Origin of the sequence: Streptomyces ferrugineus (genome assembly GCF_015160855.1) — a bacterium.
Lineage (GTDB): Bacteria > Actinomycetota > Actinomycetes > Streptomycetales > Streptomycetaceae > Streptomyces > Streptomyces ferrugineus.
Genome location: NZ_CP063373.1, coordinates 6,730,132 through 6,756,747, shown reverse-complemented (window position 1 = coordinate 6,756,747; position 26,616 = coordinate 6,730,132). Strand labels below are relative to the sequence as shown.

Below are 26,616 nucleotides of genomic sequence, written 5' to 3'. Positions count from 1 at the left end.
GTATTCTGGGCTACCCGCCGAGCCCGCGCAGCAGCTTCGGCAGCGCCGTGCCGATCGGCTCCCGGATCACCTCGTCGGCGAGTTCGTCGTACGGCGTCGGCTCGGCGTTGACGATGACGAGCCGGGCGCCGTGGTCGGCCGCCACACCCGCGAGCCCCGCCGCGGGCTGCACCTGAAGGCTGGTGCCGACGGCGATGAACACCTGGCAGGCCTTGGTGATCGCCACCGCCTCACCGAGCACCGCCGGATCGAGCCGCTCACCGAACATCACCGTCGCCGACTTCAGGATCCCGCCGCAGTCCAGACACGGCGGATCGGCCTCACCGGCCTCGACCCGGGCCAGGGCGTCCTCCATCGGCCCGCGCGCGTGGCACTTGGTGCACAGCACACTCCGTACGCTGCCGTGCAGTTCGAGGACCTTGCGGGCGGGCATCCCGGCGAGCTGGTGCAGCCCGTCCACGTTCTGCGTGATCACCCGCACCGGCACGCCCGACATCGCCAGCTCGGCCACCGCCCGGTGCGCCGCGTTGGGCTCGGCACCGAGCGTCCGGTTCCTGCGCCGCAGCTGCCACGAGCGGCGCCGGATCTCCGGGTCGCCCATGTAGTACTCGTACGTCACGAGCTTCTCGGCCTCGGGATCCCGCCGCCACAGCCCGTTCGGCCCGCGGTAGTCGGGGATCCCGGAGTCCGTGCTGATACCGGCGCCGCTGAGGATCGCGACGAGGGGCGGCTTGGTCATGCTGCCGAGGGTAGGACGGGCGAGGTGAGAGCGGCGAATGGATATTCGACCGCGCGGGTTTGGTGCTAACGTCCCGCCATGGCCAAGGTCACCGTGTCACTGGATGCCGAACTCGTCGTGGAAGCCATGGTCCTCGCGGGCGTGGGCAGCCCTCAGGACGCCGTCGAACTCGTCGTCCGCGACTACATCGCGCGCGGCCACCGCACCGAGGCCCGGGTCGCCGAACGCGACGAGGCGCTGCGCGCGGTGGACGTGAAGCCCAGGGACGTCGAGGGCTGAACGCGCCCCGCCCGACCGCTGGTCAGCCCACCCGGTAACCGTTCTCCAACTCAGCCGTCGCCCCGCCGTCGGCGAGCACGTCCAGCGCGGCCAGGCAACGGCGGCCCAGCGCGCCCGGCAGATGCGCGGTGAGCTCCGCACGCGCCACCAGCCGCCAGGACAGCAGCTCCTCCTCCTGCAACCGGATCGCCTTGAGGTCGTCCTCGCCGAGGACCCCGCCGTCGTACAGATACGCCACCAGCGGCGGCCGCCCGGTCCCGCCCACCCAGTCCACCGCCAGCAGCCGGCCCGGCTCCCGGTCCAGGCCGATCTCCTCGGACGTCTCCCGGCGCGCGCCCTGGCGGGGCGTCTCGCCGTCGTCGGACTCGATCGTGCCGCCCGGAAGCGCCCAGCCCTCACGGTAGTTGGGCTCCACGAGCAGCACCCGGCCCTCGGCGTCCCGGAAGAGGGCGGCGGCACCGGCGAGGACGCGGGGGAGACCCGCGATGTACGTGGCGAAGTCTTGCGTCGTGGTCATTGGGGAAGGGTAACCAGCCCGCGCCACCGCACCCCGGCCGCCCGCCCCGCCCGCGGAAGCACCGGCCCGGCTCCAGAAGCCCGCGCCCCGCGCGAGGAAGCGCCCCCGGGCGCCCCGCGCGCACCGCCGCCTAGACCTCCGCCCAGACCTCCGCCTAGACCTCCGCCTAGACCTCCGCCTAGACCTCCTCCGCCGCCTCCTCCGCGAGCCGCACCGTCCGCTCCGCCAGCTCGCTGATCCGCACCCCGTCGAACCCGAACACGGCACTGCGGACCGTGTCCTCCAGCGGCGCGGTCCACTGGTCCGGGATCGCCTCCGCCCCGGTCAGCACCCCCGCCACCGAACCGGCCGTCGCCCCGTTGGAGTCGGTGTCCAGCCCGCCGCGCACGGTGAGGGCGATGGTCCGGGTGAAGTCACCGTCGCCGTACAGCAGCCCGGCGGTGAGCACGGCCGCGTTCGGGACGGTGTGGATCCAGCCGAGCCCGGCGGTCTCCTCGGCGGCCGTGGTGAGGGTCTCCTCCCAGGTCATCCGGGTGTCGTGGAGCGAGACGACCCGGCGCACGGTACGGGCGAGGCGGCTGCTCGCCGGGATGACCGCGAGCGCCCGGTCGACCGCCTCGCGGATCGTGGCCGCCGTGAACGCCGCCGAGATCAGCGCCGCCGCCCACATCGCGCCGTACACGCCGTTGCCGGTGTGCGACAGCACCGCGTCCCGGCGGGCGAGGGCGGCGGCACGGTGCGGGGCGCCCGGGCAGGTCCAGCCGTAGATGTCGGCGCGGATCAGGGCGCCGATCCACTCCTGGTACGGATTGTCGTACGTCGCGGTCAGCGGCGGCTTCAGACCGTTCGCGAGGTTGCGGTACGCGGCCCGCTCCGCCGTGAAGGTCTGCAGATACGGCAGCCGCAGCAGCCACAGATCCCCGACCTGCTCGGTGCTGAACCCGAAGCCGTGGCTCTCCAGCAGGTTCAGGCCGAGGATGGCGTAGTCGACGTCGTCGTCGCGGCAGCTGCCGTGGATCCGGCCGCGCACGCACTGGCGCCACTCCGGGCGCAGCTCGAAGCCGTCGGCCTCGCTCGGCGGCTCGGGGAGATAGTCGGTGAGGGGCAGGGCGGCGGCCTGCCGCAGATACTGATCGATCCGGTCCCGCGTCCACAGGTCGCCCTGCTCGACCGGCTTGCCGAGCATGTTGCCCGCGATCCGGCCCAGCCAGCCCCCGAGGACGCGGTCGGCGAGCTCTGGCTCAGTGCCCACAGGGGTCATAGGACCGGTTTACCCAATTCCGGGGGCGTCCGCTCGGGGTTCGCCCGGTACGCACAGCGGGCGCGCACGGCGTTCTCAGGCTCCGGGCAGGGCATGACGCCGCGGGCCTCCTCCGGTTAAGGTCGCAGCGGCGCGACTGGCCTTGACGTGCGCGAGGCCCGGAGAGCAAGGGGAAAACAGGTGACACAGCGCGTGCTCATCGCCGCGGACAAGTTCAAGGGCTCGCTCACGGCCGTACAGGTCGCCGAGCGGGTGACGGCCGGTCTGCGCCGGGCCGTGCCGGGCGTCGAGGTGGAGGCCATGCCCGTGGCCGACGGCGGCGACGGGACCGTGGACGCGGCGGTCGCGGCCGGGTTCGAGCGCCGCGAGATGCGGGTCGCCGGGCCCCTCGGGGACGAGGTGACGGCGGCGTTCGCGCTGCGCGGCGACACGGCGGTCGTGGAGATGGCGGAGGCGAGCGGCCTGCAGCGGCTGCCCGCGGGCGTCTTCGCCCCGCTCACGGCGTCCACCTACGGCTCCGGGGAACTGCTGCGGGCCGCGCTGGACGCCGGTGCCCGCACGCTCGTGTTCGGCGTGGGCGGCAGCGCCACGACCGACGGCGGCGCCGGGATGCTGACCGCGCTGGGCGCCCGCTTCCTGGACGCCGACGGGGAGCCGGTGGCGCCGGGCGGCGGTGGCCTGGGCGACCTGGCCACGGCCGATCTGACGGGCCTGGACCCGAGGCTGGCCTCGGTCGACCTGGTGCTCGCCAGCGACGTCGACAACCCGCTGACCGGTCCGAAGGGCGCGCCCGCGGTGTACGGCCCGCAGAAGGGCGCCTCGCCGGACGACGTGGAGACGCTGGACGCGGCGCTCGGGCACTTCGCGAAGGTGCTGGAGGCGTCGTTCGGGCCGAAGGCCGCCGAGCACGCCGCCGCACCGGGCGCGGGTGCCGCGGGCGGCATCGGCTACGGCGCCCTCCTCCTCGGCGCCCGCTTCCGCCCCGGCATCGAGGTCATGCTCGACGTCCTGGGCTTCGCACCCGCCCTGGAGCGCGCGGATCTCGTCATCACCGGCGAGGGCTCCCTGGACGAGCAGACCCTCCACGGCAAGGCCCCGGCCGGCGTGGCGGCCGCGGCCCGCGCGGCCGGCAAGGAGGTCGTCGCCGTGTGCGGCCGCCTCGCGCTGCCGCCGGAGGCGCTGGGCCGGGCCGGGATCCGACGCGCGTACCCCCTGACGGAGGTCGAGCCGGACGTGGCGAAGTGCATCGCGGACGCCGGGCCGATCCTGGAGCGGGTGGCGGAGGGCATCGCGCGCGATTTCCTGCGCTGAGAGGGTTCCGCCCCCGCCGCCCTGGGGGCTCAGGCCCCCAGTGGGGTCGAAGGGGCGGAGCCCCTGGAGGACGGGACGGGTAGGGGCGGCGGGGGCGACAACCGGTAGGCGTCCAGGGCCAGCGTCATCTCGATCAGGTCCCGCGGGCGGGCCAGCGACCGTGAGGTCAGCTGCTCCAGGCGGCGCAGGCGGTTGAACACCGTGTTGCGGTGGCAGTACAGGCGCCCCGCGGCCCGCCCCGCCGACCCCTCGCAGGTCAGCCACACATCCAGCGTCTCCAGCAGCACCGCCCGATCGGCCGGTTCGAGTTCCAGAAGGGCGCCGAACACGTCCGCCACCAGCCGCGCCGCCAGCTCCGGCTGGCTGACCACCAGCGCGGTCGGCATCCGCTGGTCGAAGCGCACGACACGCGTCGCGTCCGGCGGACACGTCCGCAGCGCCAGCTCGGCCAGCCGCCGCGCCCGCCCCAGCTCGGACAGCCCGGTCACGACGGGACTGATGCCGCCGGGCCCCGCGCACCGCGCGTCCAGCAGCTCCGCCAGCCGGTCGAGCCCGACGCCGGCGTCCAGCCCCACCACCCCCACCTCGCAGTCGGTCCGCATCCGCCACACGAAACGGAACCCGGCGCCGCGCACCGGCCGGTGAAACGTCTCCTCACGTCCGTCACGCCGCTCCGCCCGCAACACCACCACCGCGTACGACCCGTGCTCGGGAAGATCGAGCCCCGCCGCCGCCCGCGCCGCGAGCCCGGGCGTCTGCCGCCCCTCAAGGAGCGCGTCCAGCAACGCCTGCAACTGCTCGTCCGTGCGCCGCCGCAGCTCCATCTCCGTCGCCCGGTACGCGTCCGACGCGGCCTGCACCTGCGCGTCCACCGCCGACCACACGATCGTCGCGGACCGCACCAGCGCCCCGAGCCGCTCGCGCTCCCGCTCGGCCGCCCCCTCCAGCAGGCTGTCCCACACCAGATAGCCGGCGCTGCGGTAGGCGTGCGCCAGGAGCTCCAGCGGCAGGCCCTGCTGGGCCCGGCGCCGCCCGGCCTCCTCGGCGTACGCGAGGTCCCGGCGCGGTGAGTCGCGGGGCGCGGAGATCGTCTCGATGCCGATGCGCATCGCTTCCTCCGACTCCCGCCAGTGCAGGTCGTAGGGCAGGACCTGCCCGTACACCGGCGAGTGCTCGGCGAGCCTGCGCAGGTGCTCGTCCACCAGCTCGGGCACCCGCTCCAGCAGGGCCGTACAGGCCTCCGCGAGCAGTTTCCAGTCATGACCGGTTCGCGGTCTGCGCCCACCCATGGCCCGGAGGATGCCACCGCGGACCCGCTGCGGACAGGCCCCTGACACGCGGTGTTGTGCCCGTGCACAATCGCCGGCCGCGCGTTCTGGTCACCCGCCACGTTTCGGCCGTCCACCGTGGACGGGCGCCCGGTGCGGTGCTGAGGTGACGCCACACCGAACGTGGACGAAGGGGGTGCGATGGGCGGTTCCGCGCTGCTCGTCCGGGACCTGTCGGTCGGATACGGCCCCGTGCGCGCACTGCGCCACGTGTCGCTGGAGGTACCCGAGCAGGCCGTGGTCACGGTCCTCGGCGCCAACGGCGCGGGCAAGTCGACGCTGCTGCGGGCGATCTCCCGCACCCTCTCCTTCCACGGGGGCGCGGTCACCGGCGGCACGATCGGCCTCGGCGGCCGCCCGCTCGACCGGCTCCCCCCGGACCGGGTGGTGGCCGCCGGCGTCTGCCAAGTCCCGGAAGGGCGAAGGGTGTTCGCCCGGATGACGGTCGCCGACAATCTGCGCGCCGGCGCGCTCGGCGCCCCCGGCGGCCGGGAGGCGAGGGCCCGCGCCCTGCGCCGCGTGCACGACCTGTTCCCCGTCCTCGCCGAACGCGCCCAGCAGCGCGCCGGACTCCTCTCGGGCGGCGAACAGCAGATGCTCGCCGTCGGGCGTGCCCTCATGGCCGCCCCCAAGGTGCTCCTCCTCGACGAACCCTCACTCGGCCTCGCACCCCTGGTGGCCGACCGGATCGCCGCCACCGTCCGGGAGATCAACGAACAGGGCACCTCCGTCCTCCTCGTCGAGCAGAACGCCGCCCTCGCCCTGCGCCTCGCCTCCCACGCCTACGTCCTCGAAGTCGGCGAGGTGACGCTGTCCGGCCCGGCGGACGAACTCGCCGCCTCCGACGAGGTACGCCGCCGCTACCTCGGCGTGGTCGACGAGGACGCGGCCGCCGACGCCTCGCAGGCCCGCACCACCCATCCCACGCTGACCAGATGGGAGGCGTGACGATGACCGACGTCCCGCCCCTGGAGGTCACCGGCCTCACCGTCCGTTTCGCGGGCCTGACCGCGCTGGACTCCGTCGGCTTCACCGTGCGCCCCGGCACCGTGCACGCCCTCATCGGCCCCAACGGCGCCGGCAAGTCCACCTGCTTCAACGTCCTGTCCGGCGTCGTGCGCGCCGCCTGTGGCAGCGTCCGCTTCGGCGACCACGAGCTGACCGGCCTGCCCCCGCACCGCATTGCCGGCCTCGGCGTCGCCCGCATCTTCCAGAACCTCGCCCTGCCGCCGCACACCACCGTCGAGGACAGCCTGCTGCTTGGCAGGCACCGGCTCACGAGCGCCGGATTCCTGTCCGCAGGACTGCGGCTGCCGTCGGCGGCCCGCGAGGAGCGCCGGCACCGCGAACGCGTCCGGGAGATCGCCGCGTTCGTGGGCCTGGAGAAGTACCTCGGCCACCCGGCCGGCTCACTGCCCTACGGACTGCAGAAGCTCGCCGAACTCGCCCGCGCCCTGTGCATGGAACCCCGGCTGCTGCTGCTCGACGAGCCGGTCGCGGGCATGACCGCCGGCGAACGGCGCCGCACGGCCGCGGTGGTCGCGGGGGTCCGCGACAGCCTCGGCATCTCGATCGTGCTGGTCGAACACGACATGGGGGTGGTGATGCGGCTCGCGGACGCGGTGACCGTACTCGACTTCGGGCGCCTGATCGCGGACGGCGCTCCCGGCGACGTACAGAACGATCCGGCGGTCGTACGGGCGTATCTGGGCGAACGCACCGACGGAACCGACGGAGAGGAGACCGGGGACGCATGAGCACCTTCGCCGAACTCCTCCTCAACGGGGTCTCGCTGGGCTCCGTCTACGCCCTGATCGCGCTCGGGTTCGTCGTCATCTTCCGGGCCACCGAGGTCGTCAACTTCGCCCACGCGTCCCTGCTGCTGGCGGGCGGCTACGTCACCGCGACCCTCCATGACGACATCGGCTTCTGGCCGGCGCTGGCCGCCGGGATCGCCGGCGCGGCGGTCGTCGGGGCGGCGGTGGAGTTCTTCGTCATGCGCCGCTACCGAGGCTCCGACCACAGCGTCCTCGCCATCGTCACCATCGGCGTCGACATCCTGCTCACCACCGAACTGACCCGCCGTATCGGCACGGACGTGCTGGCACTCGGCGACCCGTGGGGCGACGCCGTGCTCACCGTCGGGCCCGTCTCGCTCGCCCACACACGGATCGCCGCGTTCGTCGCCGCGGCCCTGCTGATCACCGCCTTCCTGCTGGCCTTCCGCCACACGTCCTGGGGCGTCGCCATGCGTGCCGCCGCGGAGAACGCGGAGACGGCGGCGCTGATGGGCGTACGGCTCGGACGGGTCTCGCTCGGCGCCTGGGCGGTTGCCGGGGGCCTCGCCGCCGTCGCCGCGCTGTTCCTCACCGTCTTCCCGACGCCGGGCCTGGAACGGGCCACGTCCCTGGCCGCGCTGAAGGCCTTTCCGGCGGCGATCCTCGGCGGCCTCGACTCGACGACCGGGGCGCTCGTCGGCGGGCTGCTCGTCGGAATCACCGAGTCGCTCGCCACCGGCTACCAGAGCGACCTCACCTTCCTGGGCCGCGGCCTCGGCGACCTCGCGCCCTACCTGGTGATGGTCGTGATCCTGCTCATCCGGCCCGCGGGGCTGTTCGGCACGAAGGAGCTCGCCCGTGTCTGAGGCCCTGGTGAAGCCGGTACGGCTGCTGCGCACACGGACGTATGTGTGGGCCGCCGGGGCCGTCCTGCTTCTCGCCCTGCCCTTCTACCTGGACCGCTTCTGGCTCCAGGCGGGCCTGTTCGCGATGGCCGCCGCCATCGGCGCGATCGGCATCAACCTCCTCACCGGCGCCACCGGACAGCTCTCCATGGGGCACGCCTTCTTCCTCGCGGTCGGGGCCTACGGCTACTGCGTGTTCGCCGGTGACGGGGGCGACGGGCTGTCCGGGCTCGGGCTGCCGACGTGGCTCGCGGCCGTCCTCGCCGTGCTCGTCGCCGGTGTCGCGGGCGGGCTCTTCAGCCCGATCGCGGGGCGGCTGAGCGGTGCCTACCTGGGCATCGCCACGCTCGCGCTCGTCTTCATCGGCCAGCACGTGATGTTCAACGCGCACGACCTCACCGGAGGTTCCAACGGCCGTGACGTACCGCCGCTGAGCCTCTTCGGCCTCACCTTCGACGACAGTGAACTCGTCGTCGCCGCCGTGCCGTTCGGCTCCGCCGAGAAGCTCTGGTACGCGGGCCTGGTACTGCTGACGGCCTGCGCGCTGTTCGCGCGCGGAGTGCTGCGCGGCCGTCCGGGCCGTGCCATGAACGCCATCCGCGACCACCGGATCGCGGCCGGCGTGATGGGCGTGCCGGTCGCCCGCTACCGGGCCGCCGTGTTCGTCCTGTCGTCGATGTACGCGGGCCTGGCAGGGGTGCTGCTCGCGCTCGTCTTCCAGCGGACCGTGCCCGACTACTTCGGCGTGGTGCTGTCGCTGGAGTACCTCGCCATGATCGTCATCGGCGGGCTCGGCTCGGTCGCGGGAGCGGTGGTCGGGGCGGTCTTCGTGTCCCTGCTGCCGCAGCTGCTGACCCGCTACAGCGACACGCTGCCGCTGGTCTCCGCCCCCGGCACGGGCGGGGTCGCACCGGGCGAGGCGGCCCGGTACCTGTACGGCGCCGCCGTCGTGGCGGTGGTGCTCTTCCTGCCGGGCGGCCTGGTCAGGGTGGCCGCCCGGCGTCGCGTCGGCACCGATCCAGGGGAGGAACGATGAGTACGACCTATGCGGCGAGGGTGGCCGCCGGGGCACTGGCGGCCCTGCTCGTGCTGGCGGGGTGCAGCTCCAAGGCCAAGGACGACGATGCCGACAAGGCGGGCGCCGGCGGGGTGAAGACCGGCGACGGCATCTCCGGCAAGACCATCAACCTCGGCGTCCTCACGGACATGACCGGTGTGTACGCCACCCTCGGCAAGAGCGTCACCCAGGCCCAGCAGCTCTATGTGAAGCAGACCAACGCCGCCGGCGGCATCTGCGGCTACCAGCTGGCCCTCACCGTCCGCGACCACGGCTACGACCCGCAGAAGGCCGTCTCCGGGTACACCGAGCTGGAGCCGAAGGTGCTGGGCTTCGCCCAGTTCATCGGCTCGCCGTTCGTGGCCGCCGTCAAGCAACGTGTGGACGGCCAGGACAAGGGGCTGGTGCTGCCGCAGGCCTGGGCGGCCAGCCTGCTGGGCAGTCCGTACATCCGGGTCATCGGATCCACGTACGACATTGAGACGATCAACGCGATCGACTTCTTGGTCAAGGAGAAAGGCATCAAGAAGGGCGACAAGATCGGTCACGTCTACTTCGAGGGCGACTACGGCGAGAACGCCCTGGCCGGCGCGAAGCACATGGCCGCGGAGTCCGGGCTCACCGTCGTCGAACAGAAGATCAAGCCGACCGACAACGACATGACCGCCCAGGTCGCCGCCCTGAAGCAGGCCGGCGTCAAGGCGGTCGTGATCAGCGCCGGCCCGCGCCAGGCCGCCTCGCTCGTCGGAGTCGCGGCCGCCGGGAAGTTCAACGTGCCGATCATCGGCAACAACTCGGCCTTCGCCCCGCAGCTGCTCGCCACCCAGGCGGGCCCGGCCCTGATGAACAACTACTACGTGTCCTCACCGTCGCTGCCGATCGGCGCCGACACCCCGGAGGCGAAGAAGCTGGTCGCCGACTACCAGAAGGCGTATCCCGACGACGCCCTCGACAACGGCATCGTCGCCGGCTGGACCGCCGCCTCCGTCTTCGGCGAGGCCCTGAAGAAGGCCTGCGAGAGCAAGGACCTCACCCGCGAGGGCGTCGACAAGGCGCTGCTCACCCTCGACTCCTTCGACAACGGCTTCGGCATCCCGCAGAACTTCACCGACCCGAAGGCCCCGTCCTCGAAGCAGAGCGTCATCCTGCAGCCGGACAAGTCCGTGACGGGCGGCATGAAGGTCGTACGGGAGGCCGAGGCGTCGCAGGTCGCGGAGGCGTACACGCCGGGTGCGTGAGCTGTGAGCACGGCTGCGGGAGGCGGGACAGCCCACCCCGCAGCCGCTGACTCGCGGTCGTACGACGTCACTTGACCGCGGCGAGCACGAGGTTGAACCCCGTGTCCGCGGCCAGCCGCACGTCACGGAAGCCCGCCTCGGCGAGCAGGTCGAGGCGCTTGGCGGGGCCGCCCTGGGTGCCGAGGCCGTACCGGCCGGGCTGGGCCAGGGAGCCCGGGGTGCACAGGGTGGTGGAGGAGGCGTATCCGATCCGCACGGTCGGATGGCCGATGCCGTCCTCCAGCCGGTCCGTGGACCACGGCTCGACGGCGATCACGATGCCGCCGTCCGCGAGCACCTCGTGGGCGCGGCGCAGCGCCGCGGGCGGGTCTCCCAGGTCGTGCAGGGCGTCGAAGAACACCACCACGTCGAACGGGCCGGGCCCGATCCCGGCCGCGTCGGCCACGCGGAACGACACATTGCCGGGGCTGCCCGCCTCGATGGCCTTCGCGCGGGCCTGGGCGATCGACGGCTCGTGCGCGTCGAAGCCGGTGACGGCGGACGCGGGCCAGGTCTGCCCGATGAGCAGGTCGGCCACGCCGTGTCCGCAGCCGACGTCGGCCACCCGCGCCCCGCGCTCCAGCCGCTCGACGAGGCCCGGCACGGCCGGGAACCAGGTCTGCGCGATCTGGTGGACGTACGCGGTGCGGAAGTACCTCTCTATGCCGCTGAACAGGCACGGGTGGTGGGTGCCGTAGGCGAGGCCGCCGTCGGCACGGAAGGCCTCTTCGACGCCGTCCAGTGCCGCGTACTGGCCGGCGATGATGCCGGCGGCGCCGACCAGGTAGGCCGGCGAGTCCGGCCGGGACAGGACGGCGGCGTGCGCCTCGGGCAGCTCGTACGTGCCGGCCGCCGGGTCGTGGATCACGTACTCGGACACGGTCTGGGCCTTGAGCCACTCGGTGACCAGCCGCGGGTTGAGAGCGGTCGCCGCCGCGAGGTCGTCGGCGGTCAGCGGCCCGGTGCCGGTCATGGCCCGGTACAGGCCGAGCCGGTCGCCGAGGGCGATCGTCAGGGCGGAGGACGCGCCGGCGAAGTCGGTGACGAGCCGGCCGAGGAACTCCTCGACCCGGGTCTGGGCGGTGTCGGTGGCGGCTGGTGCGGTCGCGTCGCGTTCGGTGGTTGTCGTCATGCCTCCACGGTGTCGGGGGCCGCTTGCCGGAGGCCTGCCGGCGGCTTGCTCTACGCCTGTTCGCGCCGGGCGGTGTGGTCCTCCTGGGCGCGCAGTGCCCGCAGCGCCCGTTCGGCGGCCCCGGCCCGGCCGTCCCGGCGGCCCTCGGCGCGGTGGGCCGCCAGCCGCTCGGGGCCGAGCCGGTCGGTGATGTCCCGCCACAGCGCGGCGTGCCGGTCCCGGTCGGTGCCCAGTACCGCGGGCGCCAGCGAGTCGCTGTCGGAGGCGGTGAACAGGGCGGCGGCGGTCGCGTGGTCGCCGAGCGCGACCAGCAGCTCGGCGGTGAGCCGCAGCACCATCCACACCTGGGGCCACAGGCCGAGCCGCCGCAGGCTCTCGACGAGTTCACGGCAGGCGACGACGGCCTCGGTGTGCCGCCCCAGGCGGATGAGTACGGCCGCCCGGCCGATGGCGGCGATTTCCCGGACGTAGGTGTTGCCCCGCGTGTCGCTGCCCCGGATCGCCTCCTCGAAGCAGGCCAGCGCGCGGGACGGGTCGTGCTCGGCGGCCAGTTCCCCGCGCGTGTACGTCACGAACTCGTTGACCAGGCTCAGCTCGGTGCGGAGCACCTCCTTCCGCGTCAGCCACCGCTCGGCGGCCTCGTGGTCCCCGGCGAACTCCCTGGCCAGCGCCGCGCAGCACACTCCCGACCCCGCCACCCAGCCCGGCGCCCCATGGCGCAGCAGAGCCTCCGCGTCCGCCTCGACCCCGGCGACATCGCCCCGGAACAGCCGGTTGGTCAGGTGGTGGAACTGCCCGAACCAGCGGTACGGATGACGGTCGGGCAGCATGTCCAGGGCCGCCCCGAGCAGCCGTTCGGCGGTCCGCCAGTCACCCGACATCCAGGCGGCCACGCCCACGACCATGGCCAGGACGGCCTCGGTGTCGTCGCCGGCCGGGCCGTGGGGCGGCTGCGGCACGGCGGGCTCGATGCCGCGCAACAGGTTGACCAGGGGCAGATCCGGGTCACCGGCGAGCACCACGACGGTCAGCAGCCCCAGCCGGGTGGCCTCCTTCCGGCGCCCGGAACCGAACAGCCACGACAGCGCCTGATACGTGTTGGCCGCCTCCCGGCGGAACGCCGCGGCGGCCACGGGAGAACGGTCGCGGCGCAGCCGGTGCACCGCCTCGGCGTGTGCCGCCATCCAGCGGGCGTGCGCCGCGCGGGCGTCGTCCGGGTCCGGCAGATGCGTGGCACAGACATGCCGTACGGTCTCCAGCAGCCGGTAGCGCGGCGGCTCGGCGCTCAGATCGCAGCCGACCAACGAGGCGTCGACCAGCTCGGCGAGCAGCGCCGCCGGATTGCCCGCTCCGGGCGGCGCCAGGTGGTCGACCGCCTCGGCGACGAAGCCGCCCCGGCACACGGAGAGGCGGTCCAGCAGGTCCCGGGCGGCGGGGTCGAGCAACCTGCGGGACCACTCGACGGTCGCGGTGACCGCGGTGGAGCGGTCGCCGCCGCGCGCCGGTTCCAGAACGTCGAGGCCGGCGGACAGCCGCTCGCGCAGTTGCCGCAGCCCGAACACCGCCTCCCGGTGCGCCGCCAGCTCCACGGCCAGCGGCAGCCCGTCGAGCAGCCGGCAGATCTCCGCGACGAGCGCGCCGGTCTCCGCGGCACCCGGTCCCTCTGCGAACCCGTCGCGCAACAGGGCCGCCCGGTCGCAGAAGAGCTCGACCTGCTCCTCCTCGGACGGCGGCCCGAGCCGGACGACCCGCTCACCGGGCACCCCGAGCCGCTGCCGCGAGGTCGCCAGCACCCGCAGGGCCGGGCACCGCCCGAGCAGCTCGGCGACGAGTTCCCGCACCGTCGGCAGCAGGTGCTCGCAGTTGTCCAGCACCAGCAGCGCCGGTGCACCGCCCAGCCGGTCGGCCACGGCGGTCACGTCCCCCTCGGGAGCGGCCCGCAGCCCCAGCACGGTGGCCACCGCGCCGGCGGTCTCGCCGGGCTTTCCCGTCCCGGCGAGCTCGACGAAGTGCACGGGCTCGTCCTGACCGCCCCGGCCCAGCAGCTCCGTCACCAGCCGCGTCTTGCCGACCCCACCGGGGCCAACGACCGTCACGGCCCGGTGTGCCTCCAGGGCGGCGGTGACCTGCGCCAGCTCCAAGGCGCGTCCCACGAAGCGGTCGCCGGGCCGGCGGAGGGCGGGGCTGGACGACGGGGTCGGAGGATGAAGGTCGGGCGGGGCATTCGGCATGAGCCCTTCCGCGGCGGCGGGCGGTGGGGCGTGCGTGCCGGATTCGTCTGCGGTGCCCGGCCGCAGGGCGTTCGTCCCGGCGCGCTGCCCGGGGCCCGGCCGCGGAGCGGGCTCCCTCGAATCGTCCGCCGACCCGCGCCGCGCCCCCAGTAGCCCCGGGTCGTGCATCAGCAGCCGATGCTGCAGCTCTGCCAGTTCCGGGCCGGGATCGAGGCCGAGCTCCTCCGCCAGGCGACGCCGATACGCCTCCATCGCCTCCAGCGCCTCCGCCGTCCGGCCCGCCAGGTGGCGGGCACGGATGAACAGCAACTGGACGCGCTCCCGGAAGGGGTCCGCGGCCGCGGCCTCCTCCAGGTCGGGCAGGACGTCCTCGGCCTCCCCGGCCGTGAGGCGCAGGGCGAACCACTCCTCCCGCAGCTGCCGTCGCCACTCGGTCAGCCGGGCGCGCTCGGGCGCGAACGCCGCCCGGTCGGCGAGGTCGGCGAGTGGATCCCCGCGCCAGCAGCCGAGGGCGTCGCCGAGCAGCCGCGCTCCGTGCGCCGGGTCCGTGGCCGCCGCAGCCCGCGCGGCGGCCACGCGCAGGTCCACCCGGCCGATGTCGACCTGCTCGGCCGCCACCCGCAGCCGGTATCCGGCGGGCTCCCGCCCGATCCGGTCGCCGCCCAGCAGACGCCGCAGCCGGGAGACGTAGCTGTGCAGATTGCCCACCGCGCCCCGCGGCGGCTCCTCGTCCCACAGGGAGTCGACCAGCTCGGCCACCGGCACGACCCGCTGCGGCCGCAGCGCGAGGCGGGCGAGGAGCACCCGTTGCGGCAGGCTCGGTACCGGCACCGCCCTGCCCGCGACCCGCAGCTCGACCGGCCCCAGCAGTCCGACCTCGACGACCGGGTCCGATCCGTCGTGCTCGCCTGAGCGTTCCCCCGACACCTGCCCTCAGCCCCCCTCCGGCAGTCACCCAACCGCCATTGTGGCCGAGCCGGGCCGTGCGCGAAGGCCATACGACAGGGGCCCGGACCAGAAGGTCCGGGCCCCTGAACGGCTCGATCGCCGCTACGGCGTCGCTACGGCAGTTGCGCCGCCCGCGCCTCACGCCGGTTGTCGCGGAAGTTGTTCACCCGGCGAGCCGTGGCGAACAGCGGGATCACCGCGCCCATCACCAGTTGCAGCGCGCAGCCCGTCTGGAGCAGCAGCTGGCCGCTGGGCGCGTCGAAGGCCCAGGCCGCCAGCAGGCCCATCGACACGACGATCCAGGCCAGCATCGCCACCGCCAGCCGACCCCGCGGCTTCGGGTACTCGACACGGCTCACCATCAGCCAGGCCGTGCCCAGGATCGCCAGCAGCGTCGCCACGAACGGCAGCTCGAGCAGCACGATCGAGACCACCGTCAACGCCCCGAACGGCGAGGGCATGCCCTGGAACATGCCGTTCGGGACCGTCACGCACGAGAATCTCGCCAGCCGTAGTACGACCGCCAGCAGCACCACGATCGCGCCGACCGCCGCCACCCGCTGGTGCGCGTCGTTGGCGACCATGCCGTAGACCAGCACGAAGTACGCCGGCGCCAGTCCGAAGCTGATCAGGTCGGAGAGGTTGTCCAGTTCCGCGCCCATCGGGGAGGAGCGCAGCTTCCTCGCCACCAGGCCGTCGAACAGGTCGAAGACCGCCGCGCACAGCATCAGGATGACCGCGGTGGCCGCGCTGTGGCGGGCCATGCCGGTCTCTTCGCTGCCGGTGAGGTGCGGGATCAGGATGCCGGTGGTGGTGAAGTACACCGCCATGAAGCCGCACGTGGCGTTGCCGAGAGTGAGGGTGTCCGCTATCGACAGGCGCAGAGAAAGAGGCATCTCCTCCTCTTCGTCGACCTCGTCGGCCTCCGGCACCCAGCCCGGCTGGGTCTCAGGATCAATCACGGTCAATGCGAGTCACCCCAGCCACGGTCTTCTGCCCGACCTCGACCGCGACCTCCACGCCCTCGGGCAGATAGATGTCGACACGCGAGCCGAAGCGGATCAGACCGATGCGGTCGCCCTGCTCGACCTTCGTGCCCTGCGGGATGTACGGGACGATGCGACGGGCCACCGCGCCGGCGATCTGGATCATCTCGATGTCGCCGAGTTCGGTGTCGAAATGCCAGACTACGCGCTCGTTGTTCTCGCTCTCCTTGTTGAACGCCGGAACGAACCCGCCCGGGATGTGCTCCACGGAGGCGACCGTGCCGGAGAGCGGCGCACGGTTGACGTGGACGTTCAGCGGGCTCATGAAGATCGCGACGCGGGTGCGGCCGTCCTTCCACGGCATGATGCTCTGCACCACACCGTCGGCGGGGGAGATGACCCGGCCCGTGGCGATCTCGCGCTCGGGGTCGCGGAAGAACCACAGCATGCCCGCCGCGAGAGCGGTGGCGGGCACGGCGACGGCCTTGGCGACGCCGGAGCGGCGTGCGCGCAGCAGGCTGACGGCTGCGGTGGCGACGGTCGGGAGAAGCCACGGCGATGCTCCGCGCGCGAGGCGTACGCCGCCGACCTGGCTGTCGCGTGGTGCAGAGGTTTGGCTGTGGGGCATGGATGACCTTCGTAGCGGATGATGCCGCGCGGTATCAGGGGACGGCGGCTTTCCCGGGATCGTACCGGTCGCGGGCCGCAACTGGGCAAGCCAGGAAGCCGAGTCGGCGTCCGAAGAGTGCTGACGGGGTGTGATCTTCTTCTCCAAGAAAACACCCCGTATCCGGACAATCAGCCCTGGAGCCGATACTCTTCGAGCAGCCGGCGACCGATGATCATTTTTTGGATCTCGGCAGTACCTTCACCGATCAGCAGCATCGGAGCCTCACGGTAGAGGCGCTCGATCTCGTACTCCTTGGAGAAGCCGTAGCCGCCATGGATCCGGAAGGCGTCCTCCACGACCTCCTTGCAGTACTCGGAGGCGAGGTACTTCGCCATACCGGCCTCAAGGTCGTTTCGTTCCCCGGAGTCCTTTTTGCGTGCCGCGTTCACCATCATCGCATGCGCGGCCTCGACCTTGGTAGCCATCTCGGCCAACTTGAACTGGATGGCCTGGTGCTGGGCGATCGGCTTGCCGAAGGTGTGCCGCTGCTGGGCGTACTCGACACCGAGCTCGAAGGCACGCTGAGCGACGCCGCAGCCACGCGCCGCCACGTTGACGCGCCCGACCTCGACGCCGTCCATCATCTGGTAGAAGCCTCGGCCGGTGACGCCGCCGAGCACACGATTGGCCGGAATCCGCAGGCCGTCCATGATGAGCTCGGTCGTGTCGACGCCCTTGTAGCCCATCTTGTCGATCTTGCCCGGGATGGTCAGGCCGGGGCGGACCTCTCCGAAGCCGGGCTCCTTCTCGACGAGGAAGGTCGTCATCGACTTGTGCGGCGCGGTGCCCTCGGCGTGTCCTTCGTCACTTCGGACGAGCACGGCGACCAGACTTGACGTTCCGCCGTTCGTGAGCCACATCTTCTGGCCGTTCAGGACGTACTCCTCGCCGTCCTTGACCGCCTTCGACGTGATGGCCGACACATCGGAACCCAGGCCCGGCTCCGACATCGAGAAGGCGCCGCGGATGTCGCCGGCCGCCATCCTCGGCAGGAAGTGGTCCTTCTGCTCCTGCGTGCCGTGCTGCTTGAGCATGTACGCCACGATGAAGTGGGTGTTGATGATGCCGGACACCGACATCCAGCCGCGGGCGATCTCCTCCACGCAGAGGGCGTACGTCAGGAGGGACTCGCCCAGGCCGCCGTACTCCTCGGGGATCATCAGACCGAACAGGCCCAGTTCCTTCAGGCCGTCGACGATCTGCTGCGGGTACTCGTCGCGGTGCTCCAGGCCGGTCGCGACCGGGATGATCTCCTTGTCGACAAAGTCCCGGACGGTGGAGAGGATCTCCTGCTGAATGTCGGTCAGACCGGCGGTCTGGGCGAGGCGCGCCATGGCTACTTCTCCTGCTGCTTCAGCTCCGGGCGGCCGGGCTGTTCGCCGCCGCGCTCCTTGATGTACGTCTCGGTGGGGACCATGACCTTGCGGCGGAACACGCACACCAGCGTGCCGTCCTGCTTGTAGCCCTTGGTCTCGACGTGGACGATGCCGCGGTCGTTCTTCGACTTCGACGGCCACTTGTCGAGCACGGTCGTCTCGCCGTAGATCGTGTCTCCGTGGAAGGTCGGCGCCACGTGCTTGAGCGACTCGATCTCCAGGTTGGCGATGGCCTTGCCGGAGATGTCCGGGACGGACATGCCCAGCAGCAGGGAGTAGATGTAGTTCCCGACCACCACGTTCTTGCCGAAGTCCGTCGTCTTCTCGGCGTAGTTCGTGTCCATGTGGAGCGGGTGGTGGTTCATGGTGAGGAGACAGAACAGGTGGTCGTCGTACTCGGTGACCGTCTTGCCCGGCCAGTGCTTGTACGTCGCCCCGACCTCGAACTCCTCGTAGGTGCGTCCGAACTGCATCGCGCTCAGGCCTCCGGGATCTCGAACTTGGACGTGCGCTGCATGCCGGCGGCGCGGCCCTTGCCGGAGATGACCAGTGCCATCTTGCGGCTGGCCTCGTCGATCATCTCGTCGCCGAGCATCGCCGAGCCCTTCTTGCCGCCCGCCTCGGACGTGTAGTAGTCGTACGCGTCCAGGATCAGCTCGGCGTGGTCGTAGTCCTCCTGCGAGGGCGAGAAGATCTCGTTGGACGCCTCGACCTGGCCCGGGTGCAGCACCCACTTGCCGTCGAAGCCGAGCGCGGCGGCGCGCTGGGCGACCTCGCGGTAGCCGTCGATGTTGCGGATCTGCAGGTAGGGGCCGTCGATCGCCTGGAGGTTGTTGGCGCGGGCGGCCATCAGGATCTTCATCAGGATGTAGTGGTAGGCGTCCGCCGGGTAACCGGGCGGCTGCTCGCCCACGACCAGCGACTTCATGTTGATCGACGCCATGAAGTCGGCCGGGCCGAAGATGATCGTCTCGACGCGCTGGGACGCGGTCGCGATCTCGTTGACATTGTTCAGGCCCTGGGCGTTCTCGATCTGCGCCTCGATGCCGATCTTGCCGACCTCGAAGCCCATCGTCTTCTCGATCTGGGTGAGGAGGAGGTCGAGGGCGACGATCTGCTCGGCCGTCTGCACCTTCGGCAGCATGATGCAGTCGAGGTTCTGGCCGGCGCCCTCCACGACCGTGACGACGTCGCGGTACGTCCACTCGGTCGTCCAGTCGTTGACGCGCACGACCCTCGTCTTGCCCGTCCAGTCGCCCTCGTTGAGGAACTTGACGATGGTGTGCCGCGCCTCGGGCTTGGCGAGCGGCGCGCACGCGTCCTCCAGATCGAGGAAGACCTGGTCGGCCGGGAGGCCCTGCGCCTTCTCCAGGAAGCGGGGGTTGCTTCCTGGGACCGCGAGGCAGGAGCGTCGCGGACGCAGACGGTTGACGGGCGTGGTCATGCGGGGACCTCCAGGGGGTCGAGCTTGTTCGCTTTCCGGATCTCGTCGACGATGCGGCCGATGATTCCGGTGATGTCGAAGTCCTTCGGGGTGAAGACGGCGGCCACTCCGGCGGCCCTGAGCTGCTCGGCGTCACCATTCGGGATGATGCCACCGGCGATCACGGGTATATCTGTGGCACCGGCCACACGGAGCCGTTCCAGCACGTCCGGCACCAGCTGCGCGTGCGAGCCGGAGAGGATCGACAGGCCCACCGCGTGCACGTCCTCCGCGAGGGCCGCGTCCACGATCTGCTCCGGGGTGAGCCGGATGCCCTGGTAGACCACCTCGAACCCGGCGTCACGGGCCCGCACGGCGATCTGCTCGGCGCCGTTGGAGTGCCCGTCCAGACCGGGCTTGCCGACCAGGAAGCGCAGCTTGCCCACGCCCAGGTCGGTCGCCGTCAGTTCCACCTTGCGGCGCACCTGGGACAGCGCGCCGCCCTCCTCGGCCGGGACGGCCACCGGAGCGGAGGAGACCCCCGTCGGCGCCCGGAACTCGCCGAACACCTCGCGCAGCGCCCCGGCCCACTCGCCGGTCGTCACCCCGGCGCGGGCGCACTCCAGGGTGGCCTCCATCAGGTTGTCGGTGCCCTTGGCGGCCTCCTTCAGCCGCTCCAGCGCCTTGCACGGGCGGGGGTGGTTGAACGGCGGCTGGTAGCGGGTGTCGCGCCAGTGCTGGAGCCCCGCGATCACCCGGGCCTCGACGGCCGGGTCGACCGTCTGGATCGCGGTGTCCAGGTCGGCGGTGAGCGGGTTGGGCTCGGTGCCCTCGAAGGCGTTGACACCGATGATCTTCTCCTGGCCGGACTCGATCCGGCCCCGGCGCTCGGCGTGCGAGGCGACCAGCTGCGACTTGAGGTAGCCGGACTCGACGGCGGCCATCGCGCCGCCCATCTCCTGGATGCGGTCGATCTCCGCGAGCGAGGCCTCGACCAGCTCGTCCACCTTCGCCTCGATCACCTTCGAGCCCTCGAAGATGTCCTCGTACTCCAGCAGATCGCTCTCGTACGCCAGCACCTGCTGGATGCGCAGCGACCACTGCTGGTCCCAGGGCCGGGGCAGGCCCAGCGCCTCGTTCCAGGCGGGCAGCTGCACGGCACGCGCGCGTGCGTCCTTGGACAGGGTCACGGCCAGCATCTCCAGCACGATGCGCTGGACGTTGTTCTCCGGCTGCGCCTCGGTCAGACCGAGGGAGTTGACCTGGACGCCGTACCGGAAGCGGCGCTGCTTGGGGTTCTCGATGCCGTAGCGCTCGCGCGTGACCTGGTTCCAGATCCGCCCGAACGCCCGCATCTTGCACATCTCCTCGATGAAGCGGACGCCCGCGTTCACGAAGAAGGAGATACGGGCCACGACGTCCCCGAACTTCTCCTCGGGAACCTGCCCTGAGTCGCGTACGGCATCGAGAACCGCGATCGCGGTGGACATCGCGTACGCGATCTCCTGGACCGGCGTGGCGCCCGCCTCCTGCAGGTGATAGCTGCAGATGTTGATCGGGTTCCACTTCGGGATGTGGGAGACCGTGTACGCGATCATGTCCGTCGTCAGCCGGAGTGAGGGCCCCGGCGGGAAGACATGGGTCCCCCGCGACAGGTACTCCTTGACGATGTCGTTCTGGGTCGTGCCCTGGAGCTTGGTGATGTCCGCGCCCTGCTCCTCCGCGACGACCTGGTAGAGCGCCAGCAGCCACATGGCGGTGGCGTTGATCGTCATCGAGGTGTTCATCTGCTCCAGGGGGATGTCCTGGAACAGCCGGCGCATGTCACCGAGGTGCGCGACCGGCACGCCGACCCGGCCGACCTCGCCGCGGGCGAGGATGTGGTCGGAGTCGTAGCCGGTCTGCGTCGGCAGGTCGAACGCGACCGACAGGCCGGTCTGGCCCTTGGCGAGGTTGCGCCGGTACAGCTCGTTGGACGCCTCGGCCGTGGAGTGACCGGCATAGGTCCGCATGAGCCACGGCCGGTCCTTCTCCCGCTTGCCTTCGGCAGGCTGACGCTCAGTCATTGATGACCTCGACTGCTCTCAGATGTTGCGGAAGCGGTTGATGGCGTCGATGTGCTGGGCGCGCTTCTCCTCGTCGCGCACGCCCAGGCCCTCCTCGGGGGCCAGGCACAGCACGCCGACCTTGCCCTGGTGGAGGTTGCGGTGCACGTCGAACGCGGCCTGGCCGGTCTCCTCCAGGGAGTAGACCTTCGACAGGGTCGGGTGGATCTTGCCCTTCGCGATGAGCCGGTTGGCCTCCCAGGCCTCGCGGTAGTTGGCGAAGTGCGAACCGATGATCCGCTTCAGCGACATCCACAGGTAGCGGTTGTCGTACTCGTGCATGTAGCCCGAGGTCGAGGCGCAGGTGGTGATGGTGCCGCCCTTGCGGGTGACGAAGACGCTCGCGCCGAAGGTCTCGCGGCCGGGGTGCTCGAAGACGATGTCGATGTCCTCGCCGCCGGTCAGCTCGCGGATGCGCTTGCCGAAGCGCTTCCACTCCTTCGGGTCCTGGGTGTTCTCGTCCTTCCAGAACTTGTAGCCCTCGGCGTTGCGGTCGATGATCGCCTCGGCGCCCATCGCCCGGCAGATCTCCGCCTTCTGCGGCGAGGACACGACACAGATGGGGTTGGCGCCACCGGCCAGCGCGAACTGCGTGGCATACGAGCCCAGTCCGCCGCTCGCGCCCCAGATCAGGACGTTGTCGCCCTGCTTCATGCCGGCGCCGTTGCGCGAGACCAGCTGCCGGTACGCGGTGGAGTTGACGAGACCCGGAGCGGCGGCCTCCTCCCAGCTCAGGTGGCCGGGCTTCGGCATCAGCTGGTTGGACTTCACCAGCGCGACCTCGGCGAGGCCGCCGAAGTTGGTCTCGAAGCCCCAGATGCGCTGCTCGGGGTCGAGCATCGTGTCGTTGTGGCCGTCGCTGGACTCCAGCTCGACGGACAGACAGTGCGCGACGACCTCGTCACCGGGCTGCCAGGCGTTGACGCCCGGGCCGGTGCGCAGGACGACGCCCGCGAGGTCGGAGCCGATGATGTGGTACGGCAGGTCGTGGCGCTTGGCCAGCTCGCTGGTGCGGCCGTAGCGCTCCAGGAATCCGAAGGTGGACAGCGGCTCGAAGATCGAGGTCCACACGGAGTTGTAGTTGACCGAGGAGGCCATGACGGCCACCAGGGCCTCGCCCGGGCCGAGCTCGGGCAGCGGGACCTCGTCCAGGTGGATCGACTTGCGCGGGTCCTTCTCGCGGGTCGTCATGCCCGCGAACATCTCCGTCTCGTCCTTGTGCACGGTGATCGCGCGGTACGACTCGGGGAGCGGCAGAGCGGCGAAGTCGGCCGGCGTCGAGTCCGGCGACTGGATCGCGTCCAGAATGTCCTTCACGGTCACGGTGTTGCCTCCGGCGATATGCACCCTGAGGGAGGGGTGCTGAGGGTTACGTCGGTGCTGCTGAGGGTTTGTGGTGATTGCCGTCGGTTCGGCGGGTGATGCTGTTCGGCAGCGCTTTGTGGCGCGGGAGGTTGCCTGTGACGCAGGCGTCCGGGCGCGCAGGCCCCGGGAAGGGCTTGCGGGGACAGCCGGCGTACGAAAGGTCTCTGCACGCCGGCCGCCCGGACTCCTTCAACGTATGGCACGGCGTGTCATCTAGCAAGGCACGGAGTGCCAGAACTTGCTCTCAGATGAAATCTTTACGTAACAAATGAGCGATGATCGATCAAAGCTACCCGTGAGTAGGTACCAATCGGGTGCTATCGGTCAGCCGTCGGTATGGCCGCGACATGGCTCAGCCCGGCCACGGGACTGCTCGTGGCCGGGCTGTTGACGGTGGGTGTCGGCGCGCTAGGCACCCAGGCCGAGCAGTGCCACCTGGAGGGGGAGCGTCGGCTCCGCGGGGAGGGCGGGCGGCTCCTCGCCGCGGCCCGTGTGCGTGGGCGGGACGGGGTGCAGACCCTTGATGCCGTCCGCGGCCCACTTGGCTTCGCTCGGGGGGAGCGAGAGGGTCATGCGCCGTCCGTCGGCCAGGGTGGCTTCGAGCTTGGTCGGGTCGTTCGCCTGCATGGCAACTCACTTCCGTCGCACACCATGAAGATCGTGCTTCGACAGGGAAGACGGATGAGCCGACCCGATGGTTCCTGCTACGCGCGCTCCTTCAGCGCCTGCTCGATCGTCCGCATCACCTCGTCCAGCGGCGCGTCCGTCCTGGCCACCGTCACCAGTACCTCGCCCTGGGCGGCCACGGAGGCCGGTGCCGTGCGCGGCGCGCTCTCCCGGCCCGCCCCGATCCCGGTCCCGAACGTCCTGCGCACGATCGCGAAGGCGTGGTCGAGCTGTGCCTCCACATCGCCCTGGCCGCCCGCGCGCAGCCAGCGCCGCAGGACGTGGTTGTGCGCGGTGACGACGGCGGACGCGGCGACCTCCGCCAGCAGCGGGTCGTCGTTGGCGTCGTCGTCATGGGCGTGCTCGTCGAAGTGGCCGAGGAGATAGCGGGTGAACAGGCGCTCGTAGCGGGCCACCGACGCGATCTCGGCCTCGCGCAGGGTGGGCACCTCGCGTGTGAGCTTGTAGCGGGCGACCGAGATCTCCGGCCGGGCCGCGTACATCTTCATGACTTCCTTGATGCCACGGCACACCGTGTCGAGCGGGTGCTCGTGCGCGGGAGCGGCGTTGAGCACCGCCTCCGCGCGGATCAGCGTGTCGTCGTGGTCGGGGAAGATCGCCTCTTCCTTGGAGCGGAAGTGGCGGAAGAACGTGCGGCGGGCGACCCCGGCCGCGGCCGCGATCTCGTCGACGGTGGTCGCCTCGTACCCCTTGGTCGCGAACAGCTCCATCGCCGCGGCCGCCAGTTCGCGGCGCATCTTGAGCCGCTGCGCGGCGGCGCGACTGCCCGCGGCACTCTCCGGCGCGTCGGGCGTGGCTGGTGTACGTGAGGACTTGGCGGGCTGGGACATGACCCGAACGTACTGCATGTGCGCAGCTTGATGCGCATGCACGGGGCTTCCCCCGCCCCGGGCGGGCGGGGGAGTGCCGGGTTCGGCGGGTGCGGCCGGGCCGCGCCGGGTGGCCGGGGGAGAGCTGCCGGGGTCCAGCAGCCCGCCCCACTCCTGACCGCCTCCGAACCAGTCGCCGGGACGCCCCCTGGGGCCTGCCCGGCGGATCATGCCGGCGTCGCGGGGTCCGGCACGCCCATCTGCCGCGTTGTCGTCGGTCGCCATGGCTCCGCCGTGACTCCCTCCTCCGCCTGCAGCTGCACGCTCCCCCACGCTCGAACAACCTCGCGCGGGGGCGCCCCCATCGGCCCCGCGCGGCTCGGCCAGGAGGCACCGTTCCTCACAGTCGGCCTGATCCGCCGGGCAGGCCCTAGCGCCGGGCATATTCGCGGAAGCCGCGGCCGGTCTTGCGGCCGAGGCAGCCCGCGGCCACCAGGTGCTCCAACAGCGGCGCCGGAGCCAGGCCCGGGTCGCGGAACTCGCGGTGCAGCACCTTCTCGATCGCGAGGGACACATCGAGCCCGACGACGTCGAGGAGTTCGAACGGGCCCATCGGGTAGCCCCCGCCCAGCTTCATCGCCGCGTCGATGTCGTCGAGCGTCGCATAGTGCTCCTGCACCATCTTGATCGCGTTGTTCAGGTACGGGAAGAGCAACGCGTTGACGATGAAGCCGGCCCGGTCGCCGCAGTCGACCGCGTGCTTCTTGATCTTGACGCAGACCTCGCGGACCGTCGAGTGGACGTCGTCGGCCGTCAGCACCGTACGGACGACCTCGACCAGCTTCATCGCCGGCGCCGGGTTGAAGAAGTGCATGCCGATCACGTCCTGCGGACGCGAGGTGGCGCGGGCACAGGCGACGACGGGCAGCGACGAGGTGGTCGTCGCCAGCACAGCGCCCGGCTTGCAGACCTTGTCCAGCGTCGCGAAGAGCTGCTGCTTGATCTCCAGGTCCTCGGCGACGGCCTCGACGGCCAGATCGACGTCGGCGAACGCGTCGTAGGAGCCCGCCGCGGTGATCCGGTCCAGGGTCTGCGCGGCGGCCTCGGCGGTCATCCGCCCCTTGTCGACGGAGCGAGAAAGGGACTTGCCGATACGGGCCTTCGCGGCCTGCGCCTTCTCCGCGCTGCGGGCGGCCAGCACGACCTCGTACCCGGCCTTGGCGAAGACCTCCACGATCCCGGACGCCATGGTCCCGGAGCCCGCGACACCGACGGAGCGGACCGTCCGGCCGGGGGTCGGGGCGGCGCCCTCCAGCGGCGTCAGCGCGTCCCGCACGACGGTGGCGCTGCCGGGCGCCTCGTAGGTGTAGAAGCCGCGCCCCGACTTACGGCCCGTCAGACCCGCCTCGCTGAGCTGCTTGAGGATCGGTGCCGGGGCGTGCAGCCGGTCGTGCGAGGCGGCGTACATGGCCTCCAGGACCCGGCGCGCGGTGTCGATGCCGATCAGGTCGAGCAGGGCGAGGGGGCCCATCGGCAGTCCGCAGCCCAGCCGCATCGCGGCGTCGATGTCCTCGCGGGAGGCGTACTTCGCCTCGTACATCGCGGCCGCCTGGTTGAGGTAGCCGAACAGCAGCCCGTCGGCGACGAAACCGGGCCGGTCGCCGACCGCCACGGGCTCCTTGCCGAGGTCCAGGGCGAGGTTGGTGACCGCGGAGACGGCCTGCGGCGCGGTCAGCACCGAGGAGACGACCTCGACCAGCCGCATCGCCGGCGCCGGGTTGAAGAAGTGCAGTCCGAGCACCCGCTCGGGTCGCGCCGAGTCGGCGGCCAGCCGCGTGACCGACAGGGCGTTGGTGCCGGTCGCGAGGATCGTCTCAGGGCGCACGATCCCGTCCAGCGCGCGGAAGATCTGCTGCTTGATCTCGTACGACTCCGGAGCCACCTCGATGACCAGGTCGGCGTCGGCGGCGGCCCGCAGATCGGTGGAGGTGCGGACGCGGGCGAGGACGTCCGCGCGCTCGTCCTCGGCCAGCCGGCCGCGCTCCACGGCGCGGGCGGTCGAGGACTCCAGGGCGGCGACGGCCTTGGCGGTCGCGGCCTCGCTGATGTCGATGCCGACGACCTCGCGACCGGCCTTGGCGAGAACTTCGGCGATGCCGGTGCCCATGGTGCCGAGGCCGACGACGGCGACGGTCTTGAGCGGGGACAGAGGGGTGTCGGACAGGGGAGTGGCCATCGCGGGACTCCAGGAATGAGGGTGACGACTGGAAGCGCGCCCGGGTGCGCCGAGAAGGCGCACCGGGTGCGGAGAGACTGAGTGCGGGTGTTGCCGGGCTGCTGGCGCACACGCCCGGTGCCGTCGCCGAGCGCGTGCACACGCGCCGGGGAACGGCGGATCCGACCGGCCCTGTCCCGGAGCCGGGTCGTACTGA

Annotated in this window: 23 protein-coding genes; 7 read left to right on the top strand and 16 right to left on the bottom strand. The window is 71.7% G+C overall.

The window, feature by feature from the left end:
- Positions 1–10 precede the first annotated feature (10 nt).
- Positions 11–739, bottom strand: coding sequence for an SIR2 family NAD-dependent protein deacylase (locus IM697_RS30375; RefSeq protein WP_194039289.1), 729 nt, complete (start codon positions 737–739; stop codon positions 11–13).
- 78 nt (positions 740–817) lie between these two features.
- On the opposite strand from IM697_RS30375, the gene IM697_RS30370 reads away from it, so the two are divergent.
- The gene (locus IM697_RS30370) at positions 818–1,018 is read left to right on the top strand and encodes a type II toxin-antitoxin system VapB family antitoxin (protein WP_194039288.1); all 201 of its coding nucleotides are present in this window, start codon (positions 818–820) and stop codon (positions 1,016–1,018) included.
- A gap of 22 nt (positions 1,019–1,040) precedes the next feature.
- Here the strand turns inward: IM697_RS30370 and IM697_RS30365 are convergent, their stop codons facing one another.
- The gene (locus tag IM697_RS30365) at positions 1,041–1,535 is read right to left on the bottom strand and encodes an NUDIX domain-containing protein (RefSeq protein ID WP_194039287.1); all 495 of its coding nucleotides are present in this window, start codon (positions 1,533–1,535) and stop codon (positions 1,041–1,043) included.
- A 178-nt stretch (positions 1,536–1,713) separates the two neighbouring features.
- Complete coding sequence (locus IM697_RS30360; RefSeq protein WP_194039286.1) at positions 1,714–2,796, bottom strand: ADP-ribosylglycohydrolase family protein; 1,083 nt, start codon at positions 2,794–2,796, stop codon at positions 1,714–1,716.
- A gap of 192 nt (positions 2,797–2,988) precedes the next feature.
- On the opposite strand from IM697_RS30360, the gene IM697_RS30355 reads away from it, so the two are divergent.
- Positions 2,989–4,107, top strand: coding sequence for a glycerate kinase (locus tag IM697_RS30355; RefSeq protein WP_194049945.1), 1,119 nt, complete (start codon positions 2,989–2,991; stop codon positions 4,105–4,107).
- Between the two features lie 29 nt (positions 4,108–4,136).
- On the opposite strand, the gene IM697_RS30350 is transcribed toward IM697_RS30355, so the two are convergent.
- Positions 4,137–5,396 (bottom strand): PucR family transcriptional regulator, encoded by a 1,260-nt coding sequence (locus tag IM697_RS30350; protein ID WP_194039285.1) that lies wholly within the window; start codon positions 5,394–5,396, stop codon positions 4,137–4,139.
- Between the two features lie 180 nt (positions 5,397–5,576).
- On the opposite strand from IM697_RS30350, the gene IM697_RS30345 reads away from it, so the two are divergent.
- The 5 genes from IM697_RS30345 to IM697_RS30325 are packed head-to-tail and all read left to right on the top strand — an operon-like array spanning position 5,577 to position 10,413.
- Positions 5,577–6,383: an ABC transporter ATP-binding protein gene (locus IM697_RS30345; RefSeq protein WP_194039284.1), complete on the top strand. Its 807-nt coding sequence runs from the start codon at positions 5,577–5,579 to the stop codon at positions 6,381–6,383.
- A gap of 2 nt (positions 6,384–6,385) precedes the next feature.
- A complete protein-coding gene (locus tag IM697_RS30340; RefSeq protein WP_228044233.1) occupies positions 6,386–7,192 on the top strand; it encodes an ABC transporter ATP-binding protein in 807 nt (268 codons plus the stop codon).
- The gene (locus tag IM697_RS30335) at positions 7,189–8,079 is read left to right on the top strand and encodes a branched-chain amino acid ABC transporter permease (RefSeq protein ID WP_194039282.1); all 891 of its coding nucleotides are present in this window, start codon (positions 7,189–7,191) and stop codon (positions 8,077–8,079) included. Before IM697_RS30340 ends, IM697_RS30335 begins: the two co-directional genes overlap by 4 nt.
- The gene (locus tag IM697_RS30330; protein ID WP_194039281.1) at positions 8,072–9,154 is read left to right on the top strand and encodes a branched-chain amino acid ABC transporter permease; all 1,083 of its coding nucleotides are present in this window, start codon (positions 8,072–8,074) and stop codon (positions 9,152–9,154) included. The genes IM697_RS30335 and IM697_RS30330 overlap by 8 nt, the downstream gene beginning before the upstream one ends.
- Positions 9,151–10,413, top strand: coding sequence for an ABC transporter substrate-binding protein (locus IM697_RS30325; protein WP_194039280.1), 1,263 nt, complete (start codon positions 9,151–9,153; stop codon positions 10,411–10,413). Before IM697_RS30330 ends, IM697_RS30325 begins: the two co-directional genes overlap by 4 nt.
- 67 nt (positions 10,414–10,480) lie before the next feature.
- Here the strand turns inward: IM697_RS30325 and IM697_RS30320 are convergent, their stop codons facing one another.
- The 12 genes from IM697_RS30320 to IM697_RS30265 all read right to left on the bottom strand — a co-directional run bounded on the left by IM697_RS30320 (position 10,481) and on the right by IM697_RS30265 (position 26,420).
- A complete protein-coding gene (locus IM697_RS30320) occupies positions 10,481–11,584 on the bottom strand; it encodes a class I SAM-dependent methyltransferase (RefSeq protein WP_194039279.1) in 1,104 nt (367 codons plus the stop codon).
- A 50-nt stretch (positions 11,585–11,634) separates the two neighbouring features.
- Positions 11,635–14,742: an AfsR/SARP family transcriptional regulator gene (locus IM697_RS30315; protein WP_194039278.1), complete on the bottom strand. Its 3,108-nt coding sequence runs from the start codon at positions 14,740–14,742 to the stop codon at positions 11,635–11,637.
- Between the two features lie 134 nt (positions 14,743–14,876).
- Complete coding sequence (pssA, locus tag IM697_RS30310) at positions 14,877–15,695, bottom strand: CDP-diacylglycerol--serine O-phosphatidyltransferase (protein WP_194049944.1); 819 nt, start codon at positions 15,693–15,695, stop codon at positions 14,877–14,879.
- Between the two features lie 22 nt (positions 15,696–15,717).
- On the bottom strand, positions 15,718–16,377 hold the full coding sequence (locus IM697_RS30305) for a phosphatidylserine decarboxylase (RefSeq protein ID WP_194039277.1): 660 nt from the start codon (positions 16,375–16,377) through the stop codon (positions 15,718–15,720).
- Between the two features lie 170 nt (positions 16,378–16,547).
- Positions 16,548–17,753, bottom strand: a complete 1,206-nt coding sequence (locus IM697_RS30300; RefSeq protein ID WP_194039276.1) for an acyl-CoA dehydrogenase family protein — start codon at positions 17,751–17,753, stop codon at positions 16,548–16,550.
- 2 nt (positions 17,754–17,755) lie between these two features.
- Positions 17,756–18,268, bottom strand: a complete 513-nt coding sequence (locus tag IM697_RS30295) for a MaoC family dehydratase (protein WP_194039275.1) — start codon at positions 18,266–18,268, stop codon at positions 17,756–17,758.
- A 5-nt stretch (positions 18,269–18,273) separates the two neighbouring features.
- A complete protein-coding gene (locus IM697_RS30290) occupies positions 18,274–19,239 on the bottom strand; it encodes an HpcH/HpaI aldolase/citrate lyase family protein (RefSeq protein ID WP_007385825.1) in 966 nt (321 codons plus the stop codon).
- Positions 19,236–21,284, bottom strand: a complete 2,049-nt coding sequence (locus IM697_RS30285) for a protein meaA (protein ID WP_194039274.1) — start codon at positions 21,282–21,284, stop codon at positions 19,236–19,238. Before IM697_RS30285 ends, IM697_RS30290 begins: the two co-directional genes overlap by 4 nt.
- Before the next feature lie 18 nt (positions 21,285–21,302).
- The gene (gene ccrA, locus IM697_RS30280) at positions 21,303–22,646 is read right to left on the bottom strand and encodes a crotonyl-CoA carboxylase/reductase (protein ID WP_228044232.1); all 1,344 of its coding nucleotides are present in this window, start codon (positions 22,644–22,646) and stop codon (positions 21,303–21,305) included.
- A gap of 450 nt (positions 22,647–23,096) precedes the next feature.
- A complete protein-coding gene (locus tag IM697_RS30275; protein ID WP_194039273.1) occupies positions 23,097–23,315 on the bottom strand; it encodes a hypothetical protein in 219 nt (72 codons plus the stop codon).
- 77 nt (positions 23,316–23,392) lie between these two features.
- Complete coding sequence (locus IM697_RS30270; RefSeq protein WP_228044231.1) at positions 23,393–24,205, bottom strand: TetR family transcriptional regulator; 813 nt, start codon at positions 24,203–24,205, stop codon at positions 23,393–23,395.
- A 409-nt stretch (positions 24,206–24,614) separates the two neighbouring features.
- Positions 24,615–26,420, bottom strand: a complete 1,806-nt coding sequence (locus IM697_RS30265) for a 3-hydroxyacyl-CoA dehydrogenase family protein (protein WP_194039271.1) — start codon at positions 26,418–26,420, stop codon at positions 24,615–24,617.
- Positions 26,421–26,616: the final 196 nt, after the last annotated feature.

What these genes read in the sequence shown, in the direction of transcription:
- IM697_RS30375 (WP_194039289.1), bottom strand. Translation starts at nt 739, where the DNA reads ATGACCAAGCCGCCCCTCGTCGCGATCCTCAGCGGCGCCGGTATCAGC.
- IM697_RS30370 (WP_194039288.1), top strand. Translation starts at nt 818, where the DNA reads ATGGCCAAGGTCACCGTGTCACTGGATGCCGAACTCGTCGTGGAAGCC.
- IM697_RS30365 (WP_194039287.1), bottom strand. Translation starts at nt 1,535, where the DNA reads ATGACCACGACGCAAGACTTCGCCACGTACATCGCGGGTCTCCCCCGC.
- IM697_RS30360 (WP_194039286.1), bottom strand. Translation starts at nt 2,796, where the DNA reads ATGACCCCTGTGGGCACTGAGCCAGAGCTCGCCGACCGCGTCCTCGGG.
- IM697_RS30350 (WP_194039285.1), bottom strand. Translation starts at nt 5,396, where the DNA reads ATGGGTGGGCGCAGACCGCGAACCGGTCATGACTGGAAACTGCTCGCG.
- IM697_RS30345 (WP_194039284.1), top strand. Translation starts at nt 5,577, where the DNA reads ATGGGCGGTTCCGCGCTGCTCGTCCGGGACCTGTCGGTCGGATACGGC.
- IM697_RS30340 (WP_228044233.1), top strand. Translation starts at nt 6,386, where the DNA reads ATGACCGACGTCCCGCCCCTGGAGGTCACCGGCCTCACCGTCCGTTTC.
- IM697_RS30335 (WP_194039282.1), top strand. Translation starts at nt 7,189, where the DNA reads ATGAGCACCTTCGCCGAACTCCTCCTCAACGGGGTCTCGCTGGGCTCC.
- IM697_RS30325 (WP_194039280.1), top strand. Translation starts at nt 9,151, where the DNA reads ATGAGTACGACCTATGCGGCGAGGGTGGCCGCCGGGGCACTGGCGGCC.
- IM697_RS30320 (WP_194039279.1), bottom strand. Translation starts at nt 11,584, where the DNA reads ATGACGACAACCACCGAACGCGACGCGACCGCACCAGCCGCCACCGAC.
- IM697_RS30305 (WP_194039277.1), bottom strand. Translation starts at nt 16,377, where the DNA reads ATGCCCCACAGCCAAACCTCTGCACCACGCGACAGCCAGGTCGGCGGC.
- IM697_RS30300 (WP_194039276.1), bottom strand. Translation starts at nt 17,753, where the DNA reads ATGGCGCGCCTCGCCCAGACCGCCGGTCTGACCGACATTCAGCAGGAG.
- IM697_RS30295 (WP_194039275.1), bottom strand. Translation starts at nt 18,268, where the DNA reads ATGCAGTTCGGACGCACCTACGAGGAGTTCGAGGTCGGGGCGACGTAC.
- IM697_RS30290 (WP_007385825.1), bottom strand. Translation starts at nt 19,239, where the DNA reads ATGACCACGCCCGTCAACCGTCTGCGTCCGCGACGCTCCTGCCTCGCG.
- IM697_RS30285 (WP_194039274.1), bottom strand. Translation starts at nt 21,284, where the DNA reads ATGACTGAGCGTCAGCCTGCCGAAGGCAAGCGGGAGAAGGACCGGCCG.
- IM697_RS30275 (WP_194039273.1), bottom strand. Translation starts at nt 23,315, where the DNA reads ATGCAGGCGAACGACCCGACCAAGCTCGAAGCCACCCTGGCCGACGGA.
- IM697_RS30270 (WP_228044231.1), bottom strand. Translation starts at nt 24,205, where the DNA reads ATGTCCCAGCCCGCCAAGTCCTCACGTACACCAGCCACGCCCGACGCG.
- IM697_RS30265 (WP_194039271.1), bottom strand. Translation starts at nt 26,420, where the DNA reads ATGGCCACTCCCCTGTCCGACACCCCTCTGTCCCCGCTCAAGACCGTC.